At 68.8% G+C, this 19,500-nt stretch carries 18 protein-coding genes; 8 read left to right on the forward strand and 10 right to left on the reverse strand.

Annotation, left to right across the window (positions count from 1 at the left end; translation table 11 throughout):
- On the reverse strand, positions 1–781 hold a 781-nt coding region (locus tag AC1DKN_RS13330), incomplete at its 3' end, for a DUF222 domain-containing protein (protein ID WP_476871540.1).
- A gap of 185 nt (positions 782–966) precedes the next feature.
- Between AC1DKN_RS13330 and AC1DKN_RS13335 the strand changes: the two genes are divergently transcribed.
- A complete protein-coding gene (locus AC1DKN_RS13335) occupies positions 967–1,521 on the forward strand; it encodes an NUDIX domain-containing protein (protein ID WP_476871541.1) in 555 nt (184 codons plus the stop codon).
- Positions 1,522–1,531: 10 nt separating this feature from the next.
- Here AC1DKN_RS13335 and AC1DKN_RS13340 read toward each other — a convergent pair whose 3' ends face one another.
- Genes AC1DKN_RS13340 through truB form a run of 3 tightly spaced genes read right to left on the reverse strand, consistent with a single transcriptional unit; the run spans position 1,532 to position 3,394 of the window.
- Positions 1,532–2,056, reverse strand: coding sequence for a hypothetical protein (locus AC1DKN_RS13340; protein ID WP_476849432.1), 525 nt, complete (start codon positions 2,054–2,056; stop codon positions 1,532–1,534).
- A gap of 1 nt (position 2,057) precedes the next feature.
- Positions 2,058–2,411: a hypothetical protein gene (locus tag AC1DKN_RS13345; RefSeq protein WP_230012044.1), complete on the reverse strand. Its 354-nt coding sequence runs from the start codon at positions 2,409–2,411 to the stop codon at positions 2,058–2,060.
- Complete coding sequence (gene truB / locus AC1DKN_RS13350) at positions 2,411–3,394, reverse strand: tRNA pseudouridine(55) synthase TruB (RefSeq protein ID WP_476871542.1); 984 nt, start codon at positions 3,392–3,394, stop codon at positions 2,411–2,413. Before truB ends, AC1DKN_RS13345 begins: the two co-directional genes overlap by 1 nt.
- Positions 3,395–3,478: 84 nt before the next feature.
- Here truB and AC1DKN_RS13355 point away from each other — a divergent pair, with 84 nt between their 5' ends.
- Together AC1DKN_RS13355 and AC1DKN_RS13360 are read left to right on the forward strand one after the other, a co-directional pair.
- Positions 3,479–4,693 carry a pyridoxal phosphate-dependent aminotransferase gene (locus tag AC1DKN_RS13355; protein ID WP_476871543.1) on the forward strand — a complete coding sequence of 405 codons (1,215 nt, stop codon included), beginning with the start codon at positions 3,479–3,481 and terminating at the stop codon, positions 4,691–4,693.
- An 88-nt stretch (positions 4,694–4,781) separates the two neighbouring features.
- Entirely contained in the window at positions 4,782–4,991 is a 210-nt protein-coding gene (locus tag AC1DKN_RS13360) for a hypothetical protein (RefSeq protein ID WP_028278246.1), read from the forward strand.
- Here AC1DKN_RS13360 and trxA read toward each other — a convergent pair.
- From trxA to AC1DKN_RS13390, 6 genes are all read right to left on the reverse strand, one after another.
- Complete coding sequence (gene trxA / locus AC1DKN_RS13365; RefSeq protein ID WP_223914219.1) at positions 4,988–5,416, reverse strand: thioredoxin; 429 nt, start codon at positions 5,414–5,416, stop codon at positions 4,988–4,990. The genes AC1DKN_RS13360 and trxA overlap by 4 nt on opposite strands.
- A 218-nt stretch (positions 5,417–5,634) precedes the next feature.
- A complete protein-coding gene (gene rbfA / locus AC1DKN_RS13370; RefSeq protein WP_018774499.1) occupies positions 5,635–6,144 on the reverse strand; it encodes a 30S ribosome-binding factor RbfA in 510 nt (169 codons plus the stop codon).
- 291 nt (positions 6,145–6,435) lie between these two features.
- Positions 6,436–9,348 carry a translation initiation factor IF-2 gene (gene infB, locus AC1DKN_RS13375; protein ID WP_223914021.1) on the reverse strand — a complete coding sequence of 971 codons (2,913 nt, stop codon included), beginning with the start codon at positions 9,346–9,348 and terminating at the stop codon, positions 6,436–6,438.
- Positions 9,349–9,500: 152 nt separating this feature from the next.
- A complete protein-coding gene (locus tag AC1DKN_RS13380; protein WP_476859050.1) occupies positions 9,501–9,956 on the reverse strand; it encodes a YlxR family protein in 456 nt (151 codons plus the stop codon).
- Positions 9,957–10,113: 157 nt separating this feature from the next.
- Positions 10,114–11,094, reverse strand: coding sequence for a transcription termination factor NusA (gene nusA / locus AC1DKN_RS13385; protein ID WP_018774503.1), 981 nt, complete (start codon positions 11,092–11,094; stop codon positions 10,114–10,116).
- Positions 11,094–11,711: a ribosome maturation factor RimP gene (locus AC1DKN_RS13390; RefSeq protein ID WP_028277119.1), complete on the reverse strand. Its 618-nt coding sequence runs from the start codon at positions 11,709–11,711 to the stop codon at positions 11,094–11,096. Before AC1DKN_RS13390 ends, nusA begins: the two co-directional genes overlap by 1 nt.
- A gap of 105 nt (positions 11,712–11,816) precedes the next feature.
- Between AC1DKN_RS13390 and AC1DKN_RS13395 the strand changes: the two genes are divergently transcribed.
- The 5 genes from AC1DKN_RS13395 (at position 11,817) to fdhF (ending at position 19,490) form a co-directional block, all read left to right on the forward strand.
- Positions 11,817–13,061 carry a ferritin-like domain-containing protein gene (locus tag AC1DKN_RS13395; RefSeq protein ID WP_476871544.1) on the forward strand — a complete coding sequence of 415 codons (1,245 nt, stop codon included), beginning with the start codon at positions 11,817–11,819 and terminating at the stop codon, positions 13,059–13,061.
- A gap of 79 nt (positions 13,062–13,140) precedes the next feature.
- Positions 13,141–13,869 carry a VIT1/CCC1 transporter family protein gene (locus AC1DKN_RS13400; protein WP_223914023.1) on the forward strand — a complete coding sequence of 243 codons (729 nt, stop codon included), beginning with the start codon at positions 13,141–13,143 and terminating at the stop codon, positions 13,867–13,869.
- Between the two features lie 87 nt (positions 13,870–13,956).
- Positions 13,957–15,042, forward strand: a complete 1,086-nt coding sequence (locus tag AC1DKN_RS13405; protein WP_476871545.1) for an aminoglycoside phosphotransferase family protein — start codon at positions 13,957–13,959, stop codon at positions 15,040–15,042.
- 84 nt (positions 15,043–15,126) lie between these two features.
- On the forward strand, positions 15,127–16,827 hold the full coding sequence (locus AC1DKN_RS13410) for an NAD(P)H-dependent oxidoreductase subunit E (RefSeq protein WP_476871546.1): 1,701 nt from the start codon (positions 15,127–15,129) through the stop codon (positions 16,825–16,827).
- Positions 16,815–19,490 (forward strand): formate dehydrogenase subunit alpha, encoded by a 2,676-nt coding sequence (gene fdhF, locus AC1DKN_RS13415; protein ID WP_476871547.1) that lies wholly within the window; start codon positions 16,815–16,817, stop codon positions 19,488–19,490. The genes AC1DKN_RS13410 and fdhF overlap by 13 nt, the downstream gene beginning before the upstream one ends.
- Positions 19,491–19,500 lie beyond the last annotated feature (10 nt).

Raw genomic sequence — 19,500 nt, forward strand, 5'->3', positions numbered from 1 at the left:
CACAGCTGTGCCGGACCCGGTCCAGGGCGAGCGTGACGAGGGTCGCGGCGCGGGAGGCGACCTCGCCGGCCGCGACGGCGGCTCCGAGCTCCGGGTGCACGGGCGGGATGGGCCGGCCGGCGAGTCCCTGCCGGGGCAGCAGCGTGTCGGCGAGGCAGAGCCGGCGCCTGGCCTCCGCGGCGCTGATCCGCAGCCGCGCCCGCAAAAAATCTGTTTCGTTCCGGTAGCCGTCATCCGCCGCAGCAGACATCCCAATTTGCCCGGCAAAGTCACCGCGGGGGCCAGTTCCGGCCCCGGCATGCGTCCCGCCAACAGGTGCGCCGTGAGCCCCGGCGTCGGAAAGGGCATCAGCTCCCCCGCCGGCCCCTGCATCCGTCCCGCCGTCGGATTCCTGTTTCCAGCCCGTGAGCCAGCCCGCCTGGGCCGCTTCCTCACCCCAGCCGTGTGCGGCCGGCGCGGTGAACGCGGCTTGTTTGCGCGTCCGCTCTACCGCCGCCGCGGCAACGAGCTGGAAGTATTCGACCGTGCGGGACAGGTCCTCGACGTGACCGGCAAAGTCCGCGGCCTCCCGCAAGCCAAACCAGGCGGCGTCGACATCCGCAGCCGGGTTCGAAGCCCGCAGCGCCGCCAGCGCCGAGTCCACCGCCGCACCCGCGGCGCCCAGAGCGCCGCCGGCTGCGTCAGCCGCCCCGGGAACGGCGGCCAGGCGGGGATGCCGGGAGGACACAGCCGGGCCGGGCCACGGGGCCCGGCCCGGGATGAACTCTCCAATGGCTTCCATAACTAAACTCTGCCAGAGGGGTACGACAGACTTAGCGGAAGCCATTCCTGCTGGCGCGCGACTCATATTGGGTGACTCCCGGCAGCGCACTTCAGAGCACCTGGAGCCCATAGGGCACGTCCGAGCACGTAACACTGCATACGACCCCCGCCCTCCTACGGACCGGTGCGTGGCAAGCTGTAGGGATGGACAGCACAGCCGCTCCCCAAGTCGGGGAATCACCGTTCGCACCACTGCTGCCGGGCGATCCGCGCCGCCTGTTGGGCCCACGCGATCCTGGCGATGCCTGGGTCGATGGCGACCGGGGGCGGTTCTGGGGTCGGTTCGGTTCCGCCGGGCTCCTGGTCCACGACCCCGCCAAGGGGGTCCTGCTCCAGCACCGCGCCTTGTGGAGCCATCAGGGCGGCACCTGGGGGCTCCCCGGCGGCGCCCTGCACCAAGGGGAAGAAGCCATCCACGGCGCGCTGCGGGAAGCACACGAGGAAGCGGCCGTGCCTCCGGGGAACCTCCAGGTCCTGTTTACGTCGGTGTTCGACGTCGGCTACTGGTCTTACACCACCGTGGTGGCCGTTGCCCTGCAGCCGTTCGAGGCCGCGATCAGTGATGCGGAAAGTATCGAACTGCAGTGGGTGGGGATTGACGGCGTCGGCGGCAAGGAACTGCACCCGGGCTTCGCCGCGGCCTGGCCGGGGCTGCGCAGCAGGCTCACTGAGGCCCGGCGCATCGCCGGCCGCCTGTAATCAGCCGGAGTCAGTGGTCCCGGGGCGCGGGCCGTCGGCGGTACAGCCAGATGAGTCCCAGGATCGGCAGCAGGAGCGGGATGAATCCGTAGCCGCGGCCAAACAGGGACCATACTGTCTCGTGCGGGAAGTTCACCGAGTCGAACACGCTGAGTGCTCCCACCACCAGGACGCCCACAAGCTCCACCAGGACTGCCGCCACCGAGACCTTGAACGCGGTGCGCCCCGGCTTCGCCAGAGACACGGTGGCCACGACGTAGACGGCGGCGGCGAACGCGGACAGCAGGTACGCCAGCGGCGCCTCGGAAAACTTGGTGAGAATCTGGTAGCCGGCCCGGGCCGTCGCCGAAATCGCGAAGATGGCATAGACAGCAATCAGCAGCCGTCCCGGCCCGGTGTTGCGGGTATCGGTCGTCGCCGGCGCAGTGTCGGCGGATCCAGCGTCCGCCGGCCCAGTGGTCCGGGACGCCGGCGCCGCCGGGTTTCCGGTGCCGTCGTGCGGGGAGTTTGCGCTCACGTTTTCTGCCTCTTCCATCTCAATACCAGATCTGGTTCATGCGCGCCGCCATCACCAGGGCGGTGACGCCGACGGCGGCCAGGACAAAGTTGCTCCAGCGGGTCCGCTCCAGGATGGACCAGTACACGGCCCCAATCGGGAGGATCAGCGCCGTCGCCAGATAGCCCCAGAACTCCCAAGCCTCCCCCGCGATCCGCTCGCCGCTGGCCACCCGGACAATCGAACCCCCCAGATAGACCAGGAGGGCAAGTTCGACGGCGGCCACCGACAGTATCGTCGTGTCGTTGGGCGCCTTCTTCAGGAGGCCCGCGACGACGCAGATGATGCTGGAGAGCAGGCCAACCACCAGAATGATGTAGAAATACGCGTCCACTACTGGCCGGCCAGCTTTTCTGTGGGCTGCTTTTCTGTGGCCGGCTTGCCGTTGCCGGGCTTTTCGTTGCCGGGCTTTTCATTATCCGGCGCGAAGACGAGCACTGGTTTGGCGTAGCTTCCCGCATCGGCCAGGAGGGCCACGAGCGAACCGTCCGGCGCGAACGCCGCTGCCGGTTTGTCCGCGGTCGCTGCCTCCGGTGTGCCTGCCGCTGCTCCGGCTCCGATCCTGCGGCCGAAGGAAATCTCGGTGGTTTCCGCCTCGCTGAGTTCACGGTTCGGCATCAGCGCCCGGGCAGCGTCCGAGATTTCCAGGACGTCCAGCGTCTCGGCCAATTGTTCGAGGGTGTGCGCCTGATCAAGGGTGTATGGACCCACTTGAGTCCTCCGCAGTGCAGTCAGGTGGCCGCCGACGCCGAGAGCATCGCCGAGGTCGCGGGCCAGGGCACGGATGTAGGTACCGGAGGAGCACTCCACGGTGACGTCCACGTCGAGGGACTCGCCGTCGTGGACGGGACGGGTCTCGTGGATCTCAAAGCGGTGGATCGTCACCGGCCGGGCTGCGAGCTTGACCTCTTCACCGGACCGGACCCGGGCGTAGGCGCGTTCGCCGTTGACCTTGATGGCACTGACGCTGCTGGGAACCTGCTCGATTTCCCCGGTCAGTGCCGCGACGCCGGCGCGGACGGCGTCTTCGGTGACCCCGGCGGCGCTGCGGGTGGCGGTGACCTCGCCTTCGGCGTCGTCCGTCACGGTGGATTCACCGAGCCTGATGGTGGCGGTGTAGGTCTTGGACGTGCCCACGATGTAGGTCAGCAGCCGGGTGGCCTTGTTGATGCCCACCACCAGAACGCCGGTGGCCATCGGATCCAGTGTCCCGGCGTGGCCGACCTTTCGGGTACCGGCAATCCGCCGCATCCGTCCAACCACATCGTGGCTGGTCCAACCTTGCGGCTTGTCTACTATCACCAGTCCAGAAAGCACGCCTCCCAGTATATGCGGGCCAGCCCCGCCCCGACGCCCACAGTCCCGCCGCCACCGCGAACGCCGGGCGTTAGGATGGCAGACATGCCCGAGCTTGCCGCACATGTCCGCGACGTCCCGATTAACCAGATCCGCGAGATCACCGAAGCCGCCTGGGGAACGCCCGGTGCGATCGTGCTGAGTATCGGGGAGCCGGGCTTCGCAGTCCCCCGCCATGTCCTCGAGGCCGGCATGGCGTGCCTGGACCGGGACGAGACCAACTACACACCTAACGCCGGGATCCCCGCGCTGCGGGAGGCCTTCGCCGCCCGCTTCCGTGAACACAATGCGACGCCGGTCGGCGCGGAGCGCGTGTACGTGGTCGACGGTGCCCAGCAGGGCCTGCATTTCGCCATGAGCCTGTTGCTCTCCCCCGGGGATGAGATCCTCATCCCCAATCCCGGCTACCCCACCTTCGCGATGACGAGCAGCCTGCTGCACGCCGTTCCGGTCCGCTACCCGCTGTACCCGGAGCACGATTTCCAGCCACGGATCGAGGACATCGAGGGGCTCATCACGCCCCGAACCAAGGTGCTGATCCTGAATTCCCCGTCCAACCCGCTCGGCGCTGTCCTGGGCGAGGACCTGACCCGCCGGCTCGTGGAGCTGGCGAGGCGGCACGATCTGTGGGTCATCTCCGACGAATGCTACGAGGCGTTCACCTACGATGTCCCGCACGTCAGCCCGGCCCGCTTCGACAGCGACGTCCCGGGCGAAGCACGCGTTTTCACCTCGCTCACGCTCTCCAAAACCTACGGGCTGACGGGACTGCGGATCGGTGCGCTGATCTGCCCGCCGGGGCTGGAACAGAAGATGAACAACGTGATGGAGTCGATCGTGTCGTGCGTGGCCTCGCCGTCGCAGTACGCCGCGCTGGCAGCGCTGACCGGTCCGCAGGACTACGTCAGCCACGCCCATGCCCACTACCGGGCCAACCGCGACGCGGCCTCGGCGGTGCTGCGCGCCCACGGCATCCCCTACCTCGCGGCCCAAGGCGCGTTCTACCTGTGGGCGGACGTCTCGCATGCCAGTGGCGGGGATGTCCGGTCATGGACGCGCCGCTTCCTGGCGGACTCCGGGGTGGCCTTCGCCCCCGGCACGGCGTTCGGCTCGATCGGCGAGGGCTGGATCCGGATCGCGCTCTGCGGCAACCAGGCCGATCTGGTGGAGGGCCTCGGGCGCATCCCTGCACGCGAGCGGGCAGCGGGGACCGACAGGTCCACCGGCCCTATCGCCGGGCCGGCCGGCGCCCTAGCCTGAGCTCACGGCGCTTCCAGGCCGGCCCACTGTCCTGGCGTCGGACCTGGCCCGACAGGGCGCCGTGGATTTCCAGCCGAGGGAGTACATCGTGTGGTGGCAAGACCTGCTGTGGGGTTTCTGGAATGGGCTGACGGCATGGATCGTCCTGATCGCCCATGTATTCGGGTTCTGGAGTGAATTCCCGTTCTATAACTCCGCCCGCGCGGGGAACTGGTACGACTTCGGCTACCTCCTGGGCATGGGATCTCCCGTGCTGGGCGGCGGGCTGGGAGCCCGAGGACGCTCAAGACGCCGCTAGGCGGACAGTGCGGCGTCGAGCCAGCTGCGAAGGGCGGCCGACGGCGGCGCGCCGGCCTGGCGCGCTGCCACCGCGCCGTTCTTGATGACGAGCAGCGTCGGGATGGCCTGGATATCGAATCTCCGGGACAATCCCGGGGAGCTGTCGACGTCGACCTTCACCAGCTTGAACTTTCCAGCCCGCTCCACGGCCAGCTTGTCCAGCACCGGGCTGACCATTCGGCACGGCCCACACCACGCCGCCCAGAAATCGACGAGAACCGGAACGGTGGATTGCTCCGCGACAACCGGGAAGTCGGCGTCGGACGCCGCCACGATCCAGGCAAGGTCCCGGCCGCAGTTGCCGCAGCGCGGGTGCCCGGCAGCGGCCGCGGGAATCCGGTTGGTCTTCCCGCAGTGCGGGCATTTGGTCAGGCTGGACTCCACGGCACTCCGCCACCTTTGCGCATAACTGCGGTCCTTGATGCTTCTATATTCGTCAACCGTGGCGCGGCCGTCCACCTCCACGCCGCTCCCGGACAGACTCGAGGCGGTTTTCACCCGGATCCCGGGTCACCGGCAACGGCAGCTGGATCTTTACGAACGGATACGACAGCAGGGGCCGGATCCGTTACCGGTTCCGGCCCCTGCTGTTGAAGGCATTCCTACTTGTTGCGGTCCTCATCGATTGCGTCGTTGTCGATGAGGTCCAGGTCCTCTTCGTCAAAGTCGTCCTCGTCGAGCTCCACGTCCTGCGGAGTGTCACTCTTGTAAGGATCGGCGTCGCCGGCGTGCTTGGCACTTTCGGCAAGTGCGGCCACCTCGGCGTCGCGCTTCTTCGCCGCCCGGAGCAGCTCCTCAAGGTTCGAGGCGTTGACGGGGATCTGGTCAGCCACGAACTCGAGCGTTGGAGTCAGCCGCACGGTGATGTTCCGCCCGACTTCCTGCCGCAGCACGCCCTTGGCCTTCTCCAGCCCCTTGGCGGCATCGGCCTGGGCCACTTCGTCACCGAACACGGTGTAGTAAACAGTTGCGTGCTGCAGGTCGTTGGTCACCCGCGAGTCGGTCACGGTGACGCCTTCCAGGCGGGGATCCTTCACCCTCCGGCCCAGCGCCTCAGCAACGACAACCTTAATCCGCTGCGCCAACTTGGCAGCCCGTGCGGGATCAGCCATTTCCACTCCTAAAAATTTGGATGTACGACGGCGCTGTAACGGCTGCCGTACACCAGTTGGGTTTTCATGCCACGCGCCTAAGGCGAGTCTACGACGGACTCCCGTTGGATTCTTCCGGCGGCCCTTTGGAGCCGTGGAGGGGGCCCGGGAGTGGCATCGGGCCTGCCGGAGCTGGGTGGCCGACGTCGTAAGACGTCGGCCACCCAGCGTAGGGGCGGGGCCCCTCTACGGCGGAAAAGTGCAGGGCCGCCGGAAAATCCAACGGCCCCGCACCTGTACTGCTAAACCAACCTAGACGCGCGGCTTCTCGCGCATCTCGAAGGTCTCGATGATGTCACCTTCGGTGATGTCGTTGAACGAGCCAAGACCGATACCACACTCGAAGTCCGTGCGGACCTCGGTTGCGTCGTCCTTGAAGCGCTTGAGCGTCTCAACGGTGAGGTTGTCACCGATGATCTTGCCGTCGCGGCTGATGCGGGCCTTGGCGTTGCGCCGGATAACACCGGAGCGGACGATCGAGCCTGCAATGTTGCCGAACTTGGAGGAACGGAACACTTCGCGGACCTCGGCGGTGCCAAGCTGGACCTCTTCGTACTCCGGCTTGAGCATGCCCTTGAGGGCTGCCTCGATGTCATCGATTGCTGCGTAGATGACGGAGTAGAAGCGCATGTCCACGCCTTCGCGGTCTGCCAGTTCGGCAACACGCTCGGCGGGCTTGACGTTGAAGCCGATGATGACGGCGCTGTCGACCGTTGCCAGGTTGACGTCGTTCTGCGTGATCGCACCGACACCGCGGTGGATGACGCGGAGCTGGACACCCTCGCCGACGTCGATCTTGAGCAGCGCGTCTTCGAGGGCTTCCACGGCACCGGACACGTCACCCTTGAGGATGAGGTTGAGGGTGTCGATCTTGCCATCGGCGACGGCCTGGTCGAAGTCTTCCAGGCTGATGCGCTTGCGGCGCTTGGCCAGGGCGGCGTTGCGGTCGGCAGCTTCACGCTTCTCGGCGATCTGGCGGGCGGTACGCTCGTCAGCGGTCACGAAGAAGGTGTCACCGGCGCGCGGGACGTTGGACAGACCCAGCACCTGCACGGGGCGGGACGGGCCGGCCTCGGTCAGGGCGCTGCCGTCGTCGTCGAACATCGCACGGACGCGGCCGTGGGCCGTGCCTGCCACGATGGTGTCGCCGACGTGCAGGGTACCGGACTGAACCAGGACGGTGGCCACGGAACCGCGGCCCTTGTCCAGGTTGGCTTCAATCGCGATACCGCGGGCGTCCTTGTTCGGGTTGGCGCGCATGTCCAGGGCAGCGTCTGCGGTGAGCAGAACGGCGCCGAGGAGCTCGTCGATGTTCAGGTTCTGGCGGGCGGAGACCTCCACGAACATGGTGTCGCCACCGTATTCTTCCGGAACCAGGCCGTACTCGGTCAGCTGGCCGCGGACCTTGTCCGGGTTGGCGCCTTCCTTGTCGATCTTGTTCACGGCCACGACGATCGGCACGTTGGCCGCCTGGGCGTGGTTGAGGGCTTCAACGGTCTGCGGCATGACGCCGTCGTCCGCTGCGACCACCAGGATGGCGATGTCGGTGACCTTCGCACCACGGGCACGCATGGCGGTGAACGCCTCGTGGCCCGGAGTATCGATGAAGGTGATCTTGCGATCGATGCCTTCGTGGGCGTGGGTGACCTGGTAGGCACCGATGTGCTGCGTGATACCGCCGTGCTCGCCCGCCATAACGTCGGACTTGCGGATGGCATCGAGCAGTCGGGTCTTACCGTGGTCAACGTGACCCATGACGGTGACAACCGGAGGACGTGCCTCGAGGTCTTCATCGCCTTCGGCTTCCAGTTCGGCGTCGAAGTCGATGTCGAAGGTGGAGAGCAGCTCGCGCTCCTCGTCCTCCGGGGACACAACCTGGAGCTTGTAGCCAAGCTCCTCGCCGAGCAGGGCGAAGGTCTCTTCATCCAGCGACTGCGTGGCCGTGGCCATTTCGCCGAGGTGGAAGAGGACCGTCACCAGTGCTGCCGGGTTTGCCTCGATCTTGTCGGCAAAGTCCGTGATGGACGAGCCACGGCGAAGCCGGACTACGGTGTTGCCGTCGCCGCGGGGTACGCTCACGCCACCCAGCGACGGAGCGCTCATCTGCTCCAGTTCCTGACGCTTGGCACGCTTCGACTTGCGCTGCTTGCCACGGCCTGCGCCGCCCTTACCGAAGGCGCCCTGGGTGCCGCCGCGACCGCGACCGCCCTTACCAAAGCCACCACCGGCCGGAGCGCCGCCACCGGCACCGGGAGCACCGGTACCCGGAGCGCCACCCGGACGGCCCGGACCACGGCCTCCGCCGCCGGGACGGCCGGCACCAGCGGGTGCGGGACGTTCGGTGCGGTTAGGCATCATGCCGGGAGTCGGGCGGTTGCCGCCGGCTCCTGCCGGACGACCGGCGCCGGGAGCGCCGGCCGGACGCGGGGCGCCGGGGCGGGGGCCGCCTGCGCCTGCTGCCGGACGGGGACCACCCGGACGGGGGCCGCCAGCGCCTGCTGCGGGGCGCGGACCACCGGGGCGTTCACCCTCGGTGCGGCTTCCGCCCGGACGGGGCATTCCCTGGGAAGGAGCGAACGGGTTGTTGCCCGGACGCGAGGGACGTTCGTTGTCGCCGCCGCGGCCGCGGGGCATGCCCTGGGACGTGGCGAACGGGTTGTTGCCGGGACGGGGACCGCCCGGACGCGGTGCAGAACCACCCTGGCGTGCCGGAGCAGCCGGGGTTTCGGCCTTAGGGGCCGGACGCGCGCCGGGCTTGACGCCCGTCGACGGAGCGGCCGGGGCCTGGGCAGCGGGGGCTGCCGGAGCCTGGGCGGCGGGGGCTGCCGGAGCGGCGGGCGCGGCGGCAGGTGCCGCAGCGGCCGGAGCCGGAGCTTCAGCCTTGGGTGCTGCAGCCGCCGGCGCTGCGGGCGCAGCGGGGCCGGGTGCAGGCGCCGGACGGGTCGCTGCCGGGCTGGCAGATGCCTGGGGGGCGGACGCCGGAGCTTCGGACTTCGAAGCTGCGGGGGCGTCGGGGTAAGCGTTGCGCAGTTTCCGCACAACGGGAGCCTCGATTGTTGACGAGGCGGAGCGAACGAATTCGCCCAGTTCCTGCAGTTTGGTTACTGCATCTTTGGAAGTAATACCGAGCTCTTTAGCAAGCTCATGTACGCGGACCTTGGCCACATTTCTCCTGTCTCGGTCCGCACCGAGCCAGGCACGAACCGTCTACTTCTTACTGCGGGCCTCCGCCGCGAATGCAGCTGAAAGGCCCATTGCAGAGCGCAACAAAGTTGTCATCGTTGCGCACTCATCGCTGGGAACTCATCGGGTTTCCATCAGTTTTCTGACCCGCTTTCAGGTTGGACGGTTGTTGCTGCGGCCACCGGGGTGCCCACGGCTTCCGTGCCGGCAGTGATCCGGCGTTCAACATCGGCCGTACCGGCTGCGCCGTTGAGGGCGCGGCCGAACGCTCGACGTTTGACCGCCAGTGCCAGGCACTTTTCGCTGGGGTGCAGCCATGCTCCCCGGCCAGCCATCCGGCGTCGTTCATCCACTACGACGGCGGACGAACCACCGGCGCCGGCGACGAGCCGGAGTAACTCCGACCGCGATCCTTTTTGTCGGCATCCGATACAGGTGCGCTGCGGCTGATTCCCGAGGTGTTGCACATGTGCCACGTTCGAGTATCTTCCTGCCAGTACAGCTGCTTGGTGAATCACCGCGTCCCGGGAATCCGGGAAAAACCCAGACGCGCCAAAGACACACGGATACCGGCCGTTAGGCGCGGTCATGTCTATTCTAGCCCCTCCGGCGCCCGGGTCCCGAACCCAGGCATGCCGGTCAGCTTGGAAATCACGGCTAACCCGTGAGAGCGCACACAGGCCGCGGGCCGCGATGGCGGCCCGCAGCCCGTGTTCGTGCGCGTGTTCGTGCGCTTGCGCGTTTGCGCTATTTGCCGGTGTTGACGGCGGCGTCGGAGACGATGTCGATTCGCCATCCCGTGAGCTTGGCGGCGAGACGGGCGTTCTGGCCCTCTTTGCCGATGGCGAGGGAGAGCTGGTAGTCGGGAACGACCACCCGGGCCGAACGCGTCGCCTCGTCGGTGATTGTGACCGAATTCACGCGCGACGGCGAGAGGGCGCTGGCGATGAAGGTCGCAGGATCGTCGTTGTAGTCAACGATGTCGATCTTCTCGTCGTTCAGTTCAGTCATGACCGCCCGGACACGCGAACCCATTTCACCGATGCAGGCGCCCTTGGCGTTCACGCCGGGGGTGTTTGCCTTCACGGCGATCTTGGTGCGGTGGCCGGCTTCGCGGGCAAGCGCCACGATCTCGACCGAACGGTCCGCGATCTCGGGAACTTCGAGTTCGAAGAGCTTCCGGACGAGCCCGGGGTGGGAGCGCGACAGCGTGATGGACGGGCCCTTGGTGCCGCGGTGGACGTCGATCACGAAAGCGCGCAGCCGGTTGCCGTGGATGTACTTCTCGCCGGGAACCTGCTCGGGCGGCGGCAGCAGTGCCTCCACCGTGCCCAGGTTCACCTGGATCATGTGCGGGTTGTTGCCCTGCTGGATGGTGCCGGCGACAAGCTCACCTTCACGGCCCTTGAACTGGCCCAGCACGTTGTCGTCCTCAGCGTCCCGGAGGCGCTGCAGGATGATCTGCCGTGCGGTGCTCGCCGCGATGCGTCCGAAGCCCGCGGGGGTGTCCTCGAACTCGCCGATCGGGGCGCCGTCGTCGTCGATCTCGGTGGCCCAGATGGTCACGTGGCCGCTCTTGCGGTCGAGCTCGGCCCGGGCCTTTTCGAAGGCGCCGGGGGTCTTGTGATAGGCCACGAGCAGTGCCTGCTCGATTGTGGGAATCAGGAGATCCAGCGGGATTTCACGCTCACGCTCCAGGAGTCTCAGTGCGCTCATGTCAATATCCATCAGGCCTCCTCAGAAGGTCCATTGTTTGCTTTTTCCAAGCCGGCCTCTTCGAGGTGGCTGAACTCTATCTCGACTTTTCCGCTGCGGATCCTGTCGAAAGGAAGCTTGACGGGTTCACCCTGTTTGGGCTTCATGCCCTTCTTGACGGCAATTTCCGGAACGAGGGTGACTCCCCCATCGTCGACGGACTGGACCCTGCCGGTGACGTTGTCGCCTTGGATCACGTTCACGTTGACCATCCGCCCGCGGGCGCGGTGCCAGTGCCGCTCCTCGGTCAGTGGACGGCCGACGCCGGGTGAAGAGACTTCGAGCTCATAGGGGCGCGCGTCCATGCTGGGGTCGTTGTCCAGGGTGTCCGAGAGGGTCTTGGAGATCTCGGCGATGACGTCGAGCCCGACGCCCCCGGTCTCCTCCTGCGGCAGGTCCACCACTACGTGGACCACCCGGTTGGCGCCGGCGACATGGATGGATACGTCCTCCAGGTACAGCCGGTTCGCCAGCACTGCGGGTTCCAGGAGTGCGTGAAGGCGCTCGGCCTCGACATTTTGAACGGTTGCGGCTTCAGCCTTTCCCGTCCCGGTCCGGTCTGTTGAAGTCGTGGCTTCTGCGTTGGTCATGATGCCGGCCGCCTCCCGCTAGATGATGTTGTGTGTACTAGCCTAGCGATTTTCCGGGCGGCGTGGTGCACGCAGTTCCGGGCCGGCATGACAACATGGTCTGTTGTGAAAGACGACACCAGGGAAAAGCGATGGCAGGATCACTTTCCCCGGTCGCTCCCCCGCTATGTGCTTTTGGTGTGCCTCGCCCTGGTGGTGGTGAGCCTGGGGGTGGTCCTGACGCCGGCCAGGCCGCCGGAGCCTGCGGCGCCGCCCTTTTCTGAGCGGGCGCGCGCCGCCGCACTGGCCGAAACCCGGCAACTGCTGGACACCGGCAGCCAGCTTGGCACCGCGGCCCGGGCCGGTTCAAAAGACAGCCCGGCCGAGGGCGCGGATGGCCGTCCGGCCGCTGCCGGGAATGCCGCCATCGGGCGGACTGTGACCTTGCTGACACTCCAGGCGCAAGCGCTGCTGGCGCCGGGAGAAAAGCCTGCGGACCCGGCCGGCGCGGCTGCCGCCTCCGGCCGGGCAACGCCCCTGGCAGCGTCCTCCGCCGCATCGACTCCGTCCGCTTCCGGAGAACCCGGCGCCGGGGCGTCCGCCGCACCTCTTCCGGCGACCGCAGCCGGGCTGGTGGCGGCCTTGGCAGACAGCGGCCGCCAGCGCCTCGCGGACGCTGCCAAGGCCGACGGCGGCATGGCACGGCTGTTGGCCGCCGTCGGCACCGCTCAACTGCTGCAGGCGTCCGCCCTCGCCGCCGGCACCGGAACGGCGGCGCCGGCAGCCGACGTAACCTCGCCGCAGGTGTCCGGCACCTGCCCGTCGCCGTCCCCGCCGGCGCCCTCCACAGAGGGTCCGGCCGCAGCAGAACCGTACACAGCAGCTCAGCCCGAAGGAGAGCCATCCGCGGCCGCGTCCAGCCTCGGCGGCGCCCTGGCGTCGGCTGCGCGGACCGAGGCGCAGACCATCTACGGCTACCAGGTGGCGCTGACCCGGCTCGGTGGCGACGCGGCGAATTCCGCGGCCGAGGAACTGGCCCATCATGACGCGCTCCTTGGCGCCGTGGAATCCCTGAGCCGGCTGCACTGTTCCGCGGTGCCACCACGCGAGGCGGGCTACGCGCTGGAGCCGTCCTTCCTGGCCTCCCCCGCCGCCGGCCTCGGCGACCTGGAAGCCGCCGCCCTGCCGGTCTATGGCGACCTCGTGGCGCTGAGTGAGGGCGGGACCCGGCAGTGGGCCATCGCTGCCCTGTTCGGGTCTGCGAAGCGGGCGGTGCAGTGGGGTGCGGATTCCGGCGCCCTGCCGGGCCTGGACAGGGCCTCGATGCCGACGCGGCCGGCAGGCGAAACGCCGTCGCAGCCCGCGGGCTGAACGCCGGAGCAAGCCTCGGCTTATTTTGGTAAGCCTTGGAATACTGGCATGCCCCGGCGCCGGGTGATTTGCTGTAGGCATGGAAACGACCGGCGCCGCAACCCAGCACGAGAACGAGCCGCACCACAATGACATCGCACACCGCCTCAATTGGCTCCGCGCGGGCGTTCTGGGGGCCAATGACGGCATCGTCTCCGTCGCAGCGATCGTCGTCGGCGTCGCCGGCGCCACCACCGACACCGGAGCAATCCTGCTCGCGGGCGCCGCGGGCGTGGTGGGCGGCGCTATCTCGATGGCGCTCGGGGAATATGTCTCCGTCAGCAGCCAGAAGGACAGCCAGCACGCCTTGATCGAAAAGGAGCGCCGGGAACTGGAGGAACAGCCGGAGGAAGAGCTCGAGGAACTCGCGGCGATCTACCAGGGCAAGGGCCTCAGCCCCGCGACCGCACGGACGGTGGCCAAGGAACTGACGGCGCACGACGCGCTCGGCGCGCACCTCTCAGCCGAACTCCATATTGACGAGACCGACATCGTGAGCCCCTGGCACGCGGCGTTCGCTTCTGCCATCGCGTTCCTCGCCGGTGCAATCCTGCCCATGCTGGCCATCCTGCTGCCGCCGGAAAGCATCAGGATTCCGCTGACCTTCGTGGCCGTGCTCGTGGCGTTGGCCGCCACCGGCGCCGTGGGCGCGTGGATTGGCGGCGGCTCAAAGCTCAAAGCAGCGATCCGCGTGGTGATTGGCGGCGCCGTGGCGCTGGTGGCAACCTTCGCGATCGGCAACGCACTCGGCGCGAGCGGCATCGTCTAAAGGCCCCCCGGTCCCAGAGGAATCATCCGAGACCCGCCTGAGGCCCGCCAACGCGGCGGCGGCCCCTCCGGCCCTACGATAGGTCCCGTGAACGCGATCCCAGACGTCCCCATCCCGCCTGATCTTTCCCGCCGGTACGCCCGTACCCCTGCGGGACGCACCTGGCTGGCGACACTTCCTGACCTGATCGGGCGATTCCTCGACCAGTGGGACCTGGAGCCGGATCTGGAACCGGGTGCCCTTCCCTGGAACGGGCACGGCGGCGTCGTCATTCCCGTGCGGCGCCGGGACGGGCAGGGGTCCCCGGGCAAGGGCGAGGCAGCCGTGCTGAAGCTGGCTTTTCCGCATGAGGAGGCCACCCGCGAACACCACGCCCTCGCCCTGTGGGGAGGTCACGGCGCCGTCAGGCTGCTGGCCGCCGACGCCGGTTCCTGCGCCCTGCTCCTCGAGCGCCTGGACGCCTGCCGCTCCCTCCTGGATGTCCCGCTGGACACGGCGGTGACCGCGTGGGGCGGCGTGGTCCGCCAGCTCAGCGTGGTCCCGGACGGCCGGCCGGAGTGGCGGGAAATCGACCACGTGGCGGCACGGGCCGAGCGGTGGAGCGATGAATTCCCGGAGGCGTGGGAACACCTCGGGCGGCCGTTCCCACGCTGGCTGCTCGAAGCGGCGCTGGAGGTCTGCCAGACCCGCGGCGCCGTGGGCCGGCGGTCCGGCAAAGACGTCCTGGTCCACGCGGACCTGCACTATTTGAACGTGCTGGCCCGGCCGGGCGTCCCGGACCCTGGAACCCGGAAGGAAACACCGCCGCTGGAGTACGCTGCGATTGATCCCCAGCCCATGATCGGGGAGGCGGAGTTCGCGGTGGCCCCGGTGCTGTGGAACAGGCTCCGGGAACTGCCGCAGCAGGATCCCGGGCGGGCCCTGTTCGCGCGGTGCGGGGATTTCAGTGCCGCAGCCGGGCTCGACGCCGAGGCCGCCCGGCAGTGGAGCCTGGCGCGCGAGGTGGAGAACGCCCTCTGGTATGCCTCGCAGCGCCACTATGACGGCGATCTGGCCCGATCGCTGTGGGTGGCGAGCACGCTGGCGGGCCGGACGCTTCCCGGCCTGCCCGCCCCGCAGGAACTGCCCGATCCGGGCCAGGACATGGCCCACTGGGCGGCGGACCAGCACTAGAAGCAGCCGGCTCCTTCAGCACTTGGCGATCCGGGGACTTTTGGCTCTTCCCCGACCGGGGGTGCCGGGGAGAAGGCTGGACACATGCACGAACCCCGTGGCGGGCGCTCAGCCGCCGAACCTGCTGGGCAGAAGGGTCGGGACAATGACGATCCTTTCCTCCGGTATGCCGCCCGCTTCGAGCGGCCCATCGTGGAGATCAAGAGTATGCTCCGCGGCTCCGTTACCTCCCCGGCCGAGATCGCCCGTGCGCTCGGCTTGCCCGCCGCAGCGGCCGAGGGACCGGCATCGTTTTTCGCCGACTTCTCCGCGCCGCACGGAACCCGGCACATCCGGGCATGCGGTGGAGCCGCCTGCTTCGCGGCGTCCGGCGGCAGGCACATGGCGGAAGTGGAAGCGGCGCTGGGAGTGGAGGCGGGGAGCCGAAGCGCGGACGGCGCCGTATCGCTCCAGGAAGTGCGCTGCCTGGGCTACTGCTTCGGCGGACCGGCAGCCCTCGACGGCGGGGACGCGTGTGCAGGGCCCGACCTGGCGGCCCAATTGCAGGGGTCGTCACCGCGGAAGGCGCCGCCCATCCCGGTGTCCTGTGACAGTGCGTACGCTGTGGTGACCGCCGGGCTGCTGGGAGCCTCGACGCCATGGTCGGCCTGGCCCGGCGTCGTCGCCGCAGGAACACCTGAAGATGTCCTCAGCCAGGTCGAATCCGCCCGTCTGAAGGGACGGGGCGGAGCCGGCTTCCGCGTCGCCGCCAAATGGCGGGCCGCACTGGAACACCCTGCACCGCGGGTGGTTGTGGCCAACGGTGATGAGGGCGACCCCGGTTCCTTTGCGGACCGCTTGCTCATGGAACAGGACCCGCACCGGGTGCTCGAAGGCCTCGCCCTGGCCTGCTTCGCTGTCCGCGCGGAAACCGGCGTCGTGTTTGTCCGCTCAGAGTATCCCCACGCCGTCGCCCGCCTGCAGGAAGCGCTGCTCGAGGCACGCGCTGCCGGGCACCTCGGCCCGGACGCGGGAGGCAGCGGATTCAGCCTGGAGATCCACGTAGCTGTTGGCGCGGGGTCGTATGTCTCCGGCGAGGAAACGGCCCTGTTGAACGGGCTCGAAGGCCTGCGCGGCGTCGTGCGGCCCCGCCCGCCGTTTCCCACCGCACGGGGGCTCCACGGACGGCCCACCGTAGTCAACAACGTGGAAACACTCAGTGCGGTGCCGTGGATAGTGCAGCACGGCGGAGCCGCATACGCGGCGATGGGGACCGCGGACGAGGCCGGCACGGTGGTCGCCTGCCTGTCCGAACGGTTTCTCCGGCCCGGCGCCTACGAGGTGGAGATCGGCACGCCAGTCCGGCGGATCGTGGAAGATCTCGGCGGCGGGCTTCGGGACGGGGCAGCGATGCGTGCACTGCAAATCGGCGGCCCCCTGGGCGGCTTCCTCGGCCCCGCCGACCTGGACGTGCCCCTGAGCGATACCGCCCTCACCAGCCGGGGAGCGGCCCTCGGCCACGCAGGGATCGTCGCCTTCGATGACAGGCTTTCGGGCGAGCAGGTGCTGCGGAACCTGTGGGACTTTGCGGCGGCGGAGAGCTGCGGGCAGTGCTCGCCCTGCCGGGTGGGGACATGGCGCGGCCGGGCCCTGTCGGAGCGGCCTGACGGGCCGGATATCCGCCGGGAACGCGGCGAGGTGCTGCGCACGATGGCGGCGGGCAGCCTGTGCGCTTTCGGCCGCCGGGTGCCGTCCGCGGTGTTAAGCCTCGCCCGCGTCTACGGCCTGGACGGATGGCCGTCGTGAAACTCGTTGTCGACGGCCGACTGGTCGAGGTCGCGGCCGGAGCCACGCTGCTCGACGCTGTGCGGGGGGCCGGCCTGGCCCTCCCGACGTTGTGCCACGATGACCGGCTCACCACTGTGGCCTCGTGCCGTACGTGCCTGGTCGACATCACCGGCCGGGGCCCGGCCGCCGCCTGCAGCACGCCGGCGGAGGACGGATTGCGCGTCGCCGTCGAGGCGTCCCGGCCGTTGCGGCGGGATGCCCTGCGGGCCATCGTCGCGGGGCTGCCGACACGGGCGCTGGACGTCCCGGCCGACCGCAGCGAACTGGCCCGGCAATGCGCCGACTACGGGGTGACTGCCCCGCCTGGTGCCGTCACGCCGCCGGAACGCGGACTTGACCACTCCCACCCGTACGTCAAGCTTGACCGCGATCTCTGTATTGCCTGCGGGCGGTGTGTCCGCGCCTGCGCGGAGATCCAGGGCACGTTCGCCCTGACCCTCACGGGCCGCGGAGCCGGCACGGTGGTGGCGCCGGGCACCGGTGGTCCCTGGGCGGAGTCCGACTGTGTCTCGTGCGGGGCGTGCGTGGATACCTGTCCCACCGGCGCCCTGTCCGAGCCCGGGCTGCTCAACCTGCTGCCGATCGAACGGCAGACCCGGACCACCTGCGGGTATTGTGGCGTCGGCTGCAGCCTGGAGGTCTCCACCCGTGACAACGTGATCATGACCGTCCGGCCCGCCGGTGAGGGCTCAGTGAATCGCGGCCACGCGTGTGTCAAGGGACGGTTCGCCCACGGGTTCCTGGGTTCAACAGACCGTCTGACAACCCCGCTGATCCGCAGGAACGGAACCCTGGCGCCCGCGTCGTGGGAGGCCGCAACGGGTTACGTGGCCGCCAGGCTTGCCGGGATCCGGGACGCGGACCCGGGCGGATTCGCCGTCATCTCCTCGGCCCGGGCCACCAACGAGGAGAACTATCTGGCCCAGAAATTCGCCCGGGCAGTCATGGGGACAAACAACGTGGACAACTGCGCCCGGCTCTGTCACGCCCCCTCGGCGGCCGGCCTGGCCGCCACGTTTGGCCTGGGCGGCGGCACGAATGCATTCGATGACCTCGACCGGTGCGACGTGATCCTCCTGGTTGGCGCGAATCCGACGGCGGCGCACCCCGTTGTCGGTTCACGGATCTTCCAGCGGGTCATGGACGGCGCCCGCCTGGTGGTGGTGGATCCCCGGCGCACGTTCCTGGCCCGGCACGCCGACATCCACCTGCGGCCCCGGCCGGGAACCAACGTGGCCGTGTTCAACGGCCTGGCCCACGTCCTGGTCCGCGAGGGGCTCGTGGACTCCGCCTTCCTTGAAACCCACACCAACGGCTATGACGAGCTGCTCGGGTTGCTCGAGGACTACCCGCCCGAACGCGTAGCCGAAATCTCCGGTGTCCCGGCGCACGACCTCGTGAGCGCCGCCGTGATGTACGGTCAGGCGCTGGTCCCGGCAATCTTCTACGGACTCGGCGTGACCGAACACCGGCACGGCACGGACGGTGTCCGGACCCTGTCCAACCTGGCACTCCTGCGCGGTGCCGTCGGGCCGGGTGCCGGCGGTGGGGTGAACCCGCTGCGCGGGCAAAACAACGTCCAGGGTGCGTCTGACATGGGGGCTCTGCCTGACCTGCTGCCCGGCTACCAGAAGGTCTTGGACCCGGCAGCGCGGACCCGCTGCGCCGAGGCCTGGCGGGCCGATGTGCCGTCGCGGCCAGGGCTTCGGATCCCGCAGATGTTCGCGGCCGCCCGGGACGGGGCGTTGCAGGCGCTGTGGGTGATCGGGGAGGACGTGCTCGCCACCGATCCTGACAGCGCTTCGGTGCGGGCGGCCCTGGCTGCCTGCCCGCTGGTGATCTGCAACGATCTGTTCCTCTCCCCCACGGCCGCCGCAGCGGACGTCGTCTTTCCCGTGGCCGCCTGGCTCGAGAAGGACGGCACGTTCGTCAACTTCGACCGGCGCTTCCAGCGGGTCAGGGCCGCCGTGGCGCCCCCGGCCGGCGTCCGCACAGACTTCGCGGTGCTGCACGCCGTCGCGGCCGGCATGGGGGCGGACCTTGGATGCCCCACACCGGAGGAGGCCATGGCGGAGTGCGCCAGCCTGGCGCCGCTGTTCGGCGGAATATCCCACGCACGCCTGGACCGGGACGGCCCGCTGCATTGGCCGTGCGGGTCCGCCGTTTCCCCCGGAACACCTCGGCTCTATCAGGACCGGTTCGCCACCCCGGACGGTCTGGCACACCTGGCCGCGCGGCCGTACCTGCCGCCGGGCGAGCAGTGCGACGCGGCCTATCCGTACCTGCTCGTCACCGGGCGCAGGGCGGAGCATTACAACTCCGGCAGCATGACCCGCCGGACCGACAACCTGGTCCTGCTCCCCGACGAAACGATCGACGTCGAGCCCGGGGACGCGGCGGCGCTGGGACTGAATGATGGCGATACTGTCCGGCTGGACAGCCGGCGTGGAATGGCGGTCCTGCGGCTCAGGATCACGGACGATGTGGAACCCGGTCAGGTGTTCGCGGGCTTCCATTTCCCCGGCGCAACAGTCAACAGCCTCACCTCTGCCGTGGAGGACGAGGTAACGGGGTGCCCTGAATACAAGGTGACCGCGGTCCGCATCTCCGCGCACGCGTAACTCGCTAACC

The organism is Arthrobacter sp. 01N444 (assembly GCF_056399305.1).

What these genes read in the sequence shown, in the direction of transcription:
- AC1DKN_RS13410 (WP_476871546.1), top strand. Translation starts at nt 15,127, where the DNA reads ATGCACGAACCCCGTGGCGGGCGCTCAGCCGCCGAACCTGCTGGGCAG.
- AC1DKN_RS13380 (WP_476859050.1), bottom strand. Translation starts at nt 9,956, where the DNA reads ATGACCGCGCCTAACGGCCGGTATCCGTGTGTCTTTGGCGCGTCTGGG.
- rbfA (WP_018774499.1), bottom strand. Translation starts at nt 6,144, where the DNA reads ATGGCTGATCCCGCACGGGCTGCCAAGTTGGCGCAGCGGATTAAGGTT.
- AC1DKN_RS13340 (WP_476849432.1), bottom strand. Translation starts at nt 2,056, where the DNA reads ATGGAAGAGGCAGAAAACGTGAGCGCAAACTCCCCGCACGACGGCACC.
- nusA (WP_018774503.1), bottom strand. Translation starts at nt 11,094, where the DNA reads ATGGATATTGACATGAGCGCACTGAGACTCCTGGAGCGTGAGCGTGAA.
- AC1DKN_RS13390 (WP_028277119.1), bottom strand. Translation starts at nt 11,711, where the DNA reads ATGACCAACGCAGAAGCCACGACTTCAACAGACCGGACCGGGACGGGA.
- AC1DKN_RS13355 (WP_476871543.1), top strand. Translation starts at nt 3,479, where the DNA reads ATGCCCGAGCTTGCCGCACATGTCCGCGACGTCCCGATTAACCAGATC.
- AC1DKN_RS13400 (WP_223914023.1), top strand. Translation starts at nt 13,141, where the DNA reads ATGGAAACGACCGGCGCCGCAACCCAGCACGAGAACGAGCCGCACCAC.
- fdhF (WP_476871547.1), top strand. Translation starts at nt 16,815, where the DNA reads ATGGCCGTCGTGAAACTCGTTGTCGACGGCCGACTGGTCGAGGTCGCG.
- AC1DKN_RS13335 (WP_476871541.1), top strand. Translation starts at nt 967, where the DNA reads ATGGACAGCACAGCCGCTCCCCAAGTCGGGGAATCACCGTTCGCACCA.